Annotated in this window: 5 protein-coding genes and 2 pseudogenes; 4 read left to right on the forward strand and 3 right to left on the reverse strand. The window is 73.4% G+C overall.

The genetic code is table 11. The annotated features are described in order from the left end of the window. The coding region (locus VR44_RS35030) for a phosphatase PAP2 family protein (RefSeq protein WP_045951687.1) at nt 1–646 on the forward strand (646 nt) is incomplete at its 5' end. A 49-nt stretch (nt 647–695) separates the two neighbouring features. Here the strand turns inward: VR44_RS35030 and VR44_RS35035 are convergent. Both VR44_RS35035 and VR44_RS46630 read right to left on the reverse strand, forming a co-directional pair. Further along, nucleotides 696–2,423: a thiamine pyrophosphate-dependent enzyme gene (locus VR44_RS35035; protein WP_045951688.1), complete on the reverse strand. Its 1,728-nt coding sequence runs from the start codon at nt 2,421–2,423 to the stop codon at nt 696–698. Between the two features lie 180 nt (nt 2,424–2,603). Continuing rightward, a pseudogene (locus tag VR44_RS46630) lies at nt 2,604–3,238 on the reverse strand (glutamate synthase-related protein); the annotation flags it as partial. A 579-nt stretch (nt 3,239–3,817) separates the two neighbouring features. On the opposite strand from VR44_RS46630, the gene VR44_RS35045 reads away from it, so the two are divergent. Then, nucleotides 3,818–4,399, forward strand: a complete 582-nt coding sequence (locus VR44_RS35045; protein ID WP_045951689.1) for a GNAT family N-acetyltransferase — start codon at nt 3,818–3,820, stop codon at nt 4,397–4,399. Nucleotides 4,400–4,664: 265 nt separating this feature from the next. After that, nucleotides 4,665–5,288, forward strand: coding sequence for a flavodoxin family protein (locus tag VR44_RS35050; RefSeq protein ID WP_045951690.1), 624 nt, complete (start codon nt 4,665–4,667; stop codon nt 5,286–5,288). Here the strand turns inward: VR44_RS35050 and VR44_RS45570 are convergent. After that, on the reverse strand, nt 5,285–5,500 hold the full coding sequence (locus VR44_RS45570) for a hypothetical protein (RefSeq protein ID WP_157880505.1): 216 nt from the start codon (nt 5,498–5,500) through the stop codon (nt 5,285–5,287). The genes VR44_RS35050 and VR44_RS45570 overlap by 4 nt on opposite strands. Before the next feature lies 1 nt (nt 5,501). On the opposite strand from VR44_RS45570, the pseudogene VR44_RS35055 reads away from it, so the two are divergent. After that, nucleotides 5,502–5,735, forward strand: a pseudogene (locus tag VR44_RS35055) (hypothetical protein); the annotation flags it as partial.

Here is a 5,735-nt window from a genome sequence, read left to right on the forward strand (position 1 = left end):
GTGGACCCCGCTGCTGCGCCTGGACCGCGGCACGGCCGGGCGACTGCACGCGGCGGCCCTGGAGCATCCCGGTTGGGTGCGGGTGCTCGACTTCCTGACCCACGTGGTGTGGGACCCGGTGACGATGCGACTGCTCGTGGCGGCCCTGGTGGTGTGGCTCCTGGTCCGGCGCGCGCTGCGGCTGGCGCTGTGGGCCGCCGTCACGGCAACGGCGAGCGGACTGCTGGGCCTGCTCGTGAAGGCCCTCGTGGCACGGGCCCGGCCGCACCTGCCCGACCCGGTCTCCCAGGCGCCCGGCTTCTCCTTCCCCTCCGGACACGCCATGACGGCCACCACCTCCTGCGCCGTCCTGCTGCTGGTGCTGCTGCCGCTGGTGCCCCGCCGGTGGCGCCCGCTGCCGTGGGCACTGGCGGCGGTGTCGGTGGTGGGCGTCGGCTACACGCGGGTGGCGCTCGGTGTGCACTGGCTGAGCGACGTGGTGGCCGGCTGGTTCCTCGGCCTGGCCGTCGTGACGGCGACGACCCTGGCGTTCGAGGCCTGGCGGGTGGACGTCGGCCGGGCCCCCACCACGCCCGCGCAGGGACTGGAGCCCGAGATCCGCTCCGAGCACCCCGAGCCGCCGGTGGGCACCCCGGAGCGCTCCTGAACGCCCCCGGCCCCCGCCGGCCCCGCCCGGCGCCCGACGCGGGACGAGGTCAGTCCCGGTCGCTGGCCAGCGTCTCCTTGACCTTGGCGATGGCGAAGCCCCACCCCTGCCCCACGGTGGGTTTGGCGGGCACGGCGATCTCGCGGGGGTTGGTCAGCACGTCGAGCAGGACCGGTCCCGGCGCCTCCAGCGCCTGGCGCACCGCGTCGTCCAGGGCGTCCGGGTCGGTGACGCGGATGCCGGTCAGGCCGAGAGCGGTGGCGACGGCGGCGAAGTCGGGGTTGTCGAGTTCCGTGCCGAACTCCGGCAGTCCAGCCTGCTCCTGTTCCAGCTTGACCATCCCCAGGCGCCGGTTGTCGAACAGGACGAGCTTGACCGGCAGCCGGTACGTCTTGATCGTCATCAGGTCCCCGAGCAGCATGCTCAGCCCGCCGTCCCCGCAGAACGCGATCACCTGCCGGTCGGGGTCCCACAGCTGGGCGCCGAGCGCCTGCGGCATGGCGTTCGCCATCGACCCGAGGTTGTAGGAGCCGAGCAGCCGCCGCGTCCCGCGCAGGGTGACGAAGCGGGAGAGCCATACGGTGGCCATGCCGGTGTCGGAGGTGAAGACCGCGTCGTCCGCGGCGTGCCGGTCCACGGCCAGGGCCAGGGCCTCGGGGCGGACGTCGTGGTCCCGGTTGTCCACCAGGGCGCGCAGCCGGCCCGTCCAACGGCGGTCGTGGCGGGGGTCGGCGAGCCTGTGCTGGTCCTCGGTCCAGGAATCGAAGCGGGAGCGGGCGTCGTCGAGGTGGGAGCGGTCGGTCGTGGCCTCCAGCCGCGGGAGCAGGGCGCGCAGGGTGGCCCCCACGTCCCCGGCGAGCGGGGCGTCCACCGGGATCCGGCGGCCCAGGTGTTCGGCCCGGGTGTCGATCTGGACGACCTTGCAGCCCGAGGGGTACCAGTCGCGGTAGGGGAAGTCGGTGCCCAGCATGACCAGGGTGTCGCAGCCGTCGAGGGCGTGCGACGCCGCGGGGTTGCCGATCAGCCCGGTCTGACCCACCTGGTACGGGTTGTCGTGCTCGAAGCCCTCCTTGGCCTTCAGGGTGAGCACCATGGGCGCGGCGAGGAGTTCCGCCAGCCGCAGGACCTCTTCGCGGGCCTCCCGCGCTCCGCGGCCGACCAGCAGCGTGGTCCTGGAGCCGGCGTTGACGAGCCGCGCGGCCTCCGCGAGCGCCGGATCGTCGGGCCGGGTCACCGGCCGGTCCGGGGCGAGCCGCACCGAACGGTCCTCCTCGATCTCCTGCTCCCCGAGGTCGCCGGGGACGGTCAGGACCGCCACGCCGCCCTGCGTCACCGCCGCCCGGACCGCGGACTCCAGCATCCGGGGCATCTGCTGGGGCGAGGTCACCGTCGCCCGGTACACGGCGACGTCGCGGAACAGCTGGTCGTTGTCGACCTCCTGGAAGTAGTCGGTGCCCAACTCCGCGAGCGGTACCTGGCCGCAGACGGCGAGGACGGGCGCGTGGCTCTTGGCCGCGTCGTAGAGGCCGTTGAGGAGGTGGACGGAGCCGGGGCCGACGGTGCCCATGCACACGCCGAGCCGGCCGGAGAGCTGTGCCTGCGCGCCGGCCGCGAAGGCGGCCGCCTCCTCGTGGCGGCAGCCGATCCACTCGATGCCGTCGGTGGTGCGGATGGCGTCAGTGAGGGGGTTGAGGGCGTCGCCGACGACTCCGAAGACGTGGCGGACGTCGAGCTCCTTGAGGGCGTCGACGATGGCGCGGGCAACGGTACGTGTCATGGGGCAGTCCTGTGGGTCGTGGGGTGACGGGTGAAAGGGGAACGAGGTGGGGTGCGTCGGGGCGAGGTGCCGGGCCGGGCCGGGCCGGGACGGCGGTCACCCGCCGAAGCGGTCCGGGTCGGCCGCGGCCCACTCCTGCGCCCAGGTGCGGGGCGCCCCGTCGTGGTCGTGCGCGGCCTACTCGGCGAACTGCCGCTCGTCGAAGCGCCCGTCCTCGGTGCGGCAGCCGAAGTGGCCCGTACCGGTCTCCCGGACCAGGTCGCCGCCGGGCCGCGGACGGTACTCGGACCGGCCTCCCGCGCCGGTGTCGTGGACGAAACCACCGTGCCGGGCCGGGCCCTGGTGTCGAGTGCCGTGACGGCCTGGGACGACAGCGAGCCGGAGCTCATGGCGGAGACGTTGAGCAGGACCATGTCGTAGGGGCGGGTGCGGTCGGGGCCGCCGATCCTGATCCGCGGCGCCTCCTCGGGGACCGGCCGCGGGGCCATGGACAGGACGAGGTACTCGGCGCCCGGCCGGTAGAGGTCGCGTTCGGTGCCGAAGGGTTCTTCCGCGTCGGTCCCCTTGGCGCGTGCGTTGATGATGCCGCAGGACCGGTACTGCTGGAGTTCGATCCGCACGGCCGCCAGGGCGAACGGCAGATGGCCGAGGACCGGGTGGTTGCGCAGCACGGAGTTCCGGCGCCGGCGCCCGTCCCGGAACCCCGGGGCCGATGGGCCGGCCATCGGGACGGCCAGGACCCGCCCCCACGCGGAGAACACCACCACCGCACCGGCGGCGCCGGCCGCGAGCGCGCCGGGCGGCGCGTACGTCATCGCCTTGAGCTTCGTCATCACACCGCGCGCATGCCCGGACGGCCTGCGCGCATGCGGTCCGCCCCGCGCACGGTCCGCATCGCACGCGCCCGTCCGCCCGCGCCCGCCCCTGGGCGTGTCGTCCAGGACGGAGCCGGGCGATGGTCCCGGTGCGCGACATCGGGCGCGCCGAGGCCTGGTACGAACTGTTCCTGGGCTGCCCGGCCGTGCGTCGTCCACGGAAACTCCGCGCTGCGACCGAACCACACGGTACTCGGCACGGTCGGCGCCGAGGGCCTGACGACACTCGACAAGGTCGCCGCCGGTATCGCGTCGACCGCGGAGGACCCGGCCCCGGTCGACGGCACGCCCGTACTGCGGACCGAGTCGCGTTGCGTCCGGCCGGCCTGACAGTACTGGCCTGCCGGCGAGGAACCACACCCCCAACCTCCACGTGCCGCCGACCGCTTCCGCGCCATGGGTTCCGTCCCTCGCACGGTCCTGACCAAGGTCGTCGCCACAGGGGCTGTACCCGTGCCTGACAGGGAGGCCTGGAGGGGGGCTACTTGCGCCCGGGCGTGGCGTGAGCACAATCGGCGCGTGCAGATCTTGTCGTTTCCCGAAGCAGCCACTCCCGCCGACCTGCGCGTCCAGGTGCGGCGGATCCAAGAGCAGGCCTGGCCCTCCGCGCACCCGTCGGACGCCGCCGTCGACACCCCCGGCCACGATCCCGCCCTGCGGCCGCTGTCGATGCTGCTCGTGGACGAGGGAACCGTGCTGGCCGCGCTGGACATCCTGTCCAAGGAGATCGTCCACGCAGGCGGGCGCTTCACGGCCGGCGGCCTGAGCACGGTGGTGACCGACAAGCACGCACGTGGCCGTGGGTACGGCCGCCGGCTGGTGGCCGCGGCGCACGAGCAGATGCAGCTGCGCGGCCTGGACCTCGGCCTGTTCACGTGTGACCGCCCGCTGCAGGGCTTCTACGAAGGTGCCGGCTGGCGCGTGCTTCCGGGAGCCGTGCTCATCGGAGGAACACCGCAGGCTCCGTTCCGCAGCGACCAGCCCGGCTTCGACAAGGTCACCATGGCGGACTTCTTCTCGCCCGCGGCCCGGCAGGCCCAGGCGTCGTTCCACCACTGCGGCATCGAGCTGTACCCAGGGGAGACCGACAAGCTCTGGTGACGGCCCGATGCTCGGCGTGGCCCCCTCTCGTATGGAGACCGCCCAGGGCCAGGTCCACCCCGGCAGCGCCTACCACTACCTGTAGGTGCCGGGCTGCGACTTCTCCCACAGCCCCGTCAAGGAGTGGATCTCCTCCCCGCCTGCCGACAGCGCCCGGAGCGAGACGACCTGGACCGCAGAAGGGCGCATCCCACCCGCCGGCGCGGGTGTGTGTCACATGCTGAAACGTCTGATCACGGCGGCTTCGCCGGGGTAGGCGCGTGGCATGGAAGCCAACGAGACCACTCCGCTGCGCGCCGTAGCCCTGGTGTGCACCCTGTCCCCGTCCCCGAAGCCGTCCTCCTCCCAACTACTGGCCGAGCAGACCATGGAAGCGCTTGCCGGCCACGGAGTGACCGGCAAGGTCATCCGCATCGCCGACCACGACGTCCGGCCGGGCGTGGCCGTCGACATGGGGGAGGGGGACTTCTGGCCGGAGATCCGCGAGACGATTCTCGGCACCGACATCCTGATCCTCGCCACCCCGATCTGGCTCGGGCACCCCTCCAGCCTCGCGCAGCGCGTCATGGAGCGCCTCGACGCGGAGATCGGGGAGAGTGATGCGGAAGGCAGGATGCTCACCTACGGGAAGGTCGCCGGAGTCTGCGTGGTCGGCAACGAGGACGGCGCCCACCACGTCAGCGCCGAACTGTTCCAGGGGCTCAACGACTGCGGCTTCACCCTGCCGGCGAACGCGGTGACGTACTGGGTGGGGGAGGCCATGCAGGGCACCGACTACCAGGACCTCGACAAGACCCCGGAAAAGACGGCCGCGACGACCGCCACCCTGGCAGCGAACGTCGCCCACTTGGCCCGCCGCCTCAAGTACGCCCCCTATCCGCCGTCCTAGGCCTTGTCCGCCCCGGCCGCCGGGCGGCCTATCGGGTGCATGCCGGTGCGGTAGGGGATACCGGGGGCGGCGCGGGCCCGTTCGTCGGCCGTGATGCCGCCCCCGGCCAGTGAGCAGAGTCGTTCGGCCAGGGCGTCGGGCTTCTTCGGCGGCCTGCCGGACCTGCCGGCCACCGCGGCGATGGGCGACCGGGCGGCCCCGGACGAGATCACGGTGGCATTCGCCGACGGCCTGGACGTCCCGGCGCACTGGGACTTCCCGGCGCCGGTGGGCAGGCAGCCCGTACGCGCCCTCGGGACGGCCGACCAGTTCACCATCTCGCGCCACCTGAAGGTCCCCGAGGTCCGGGCGTTCATGAACGAGGCACCGCTGGCCGACCTCCGCGACCCGAGCTCGCCGGGCCCCACCGCCGCGTCCGACGACGGCCGATTCCGCGCAGTCGTGGCC

Origin of the sequence: Streptomyces katrae, from assembly GCF_000966975.1 — a bacterium.
Taxonomy (GTDB): domain Bacteria; phylum Actinomycetota; class Actinomycetes; order Streptomycetales; family Streptomycetaceae; genus Streptomyces; species Streptomyces katrae.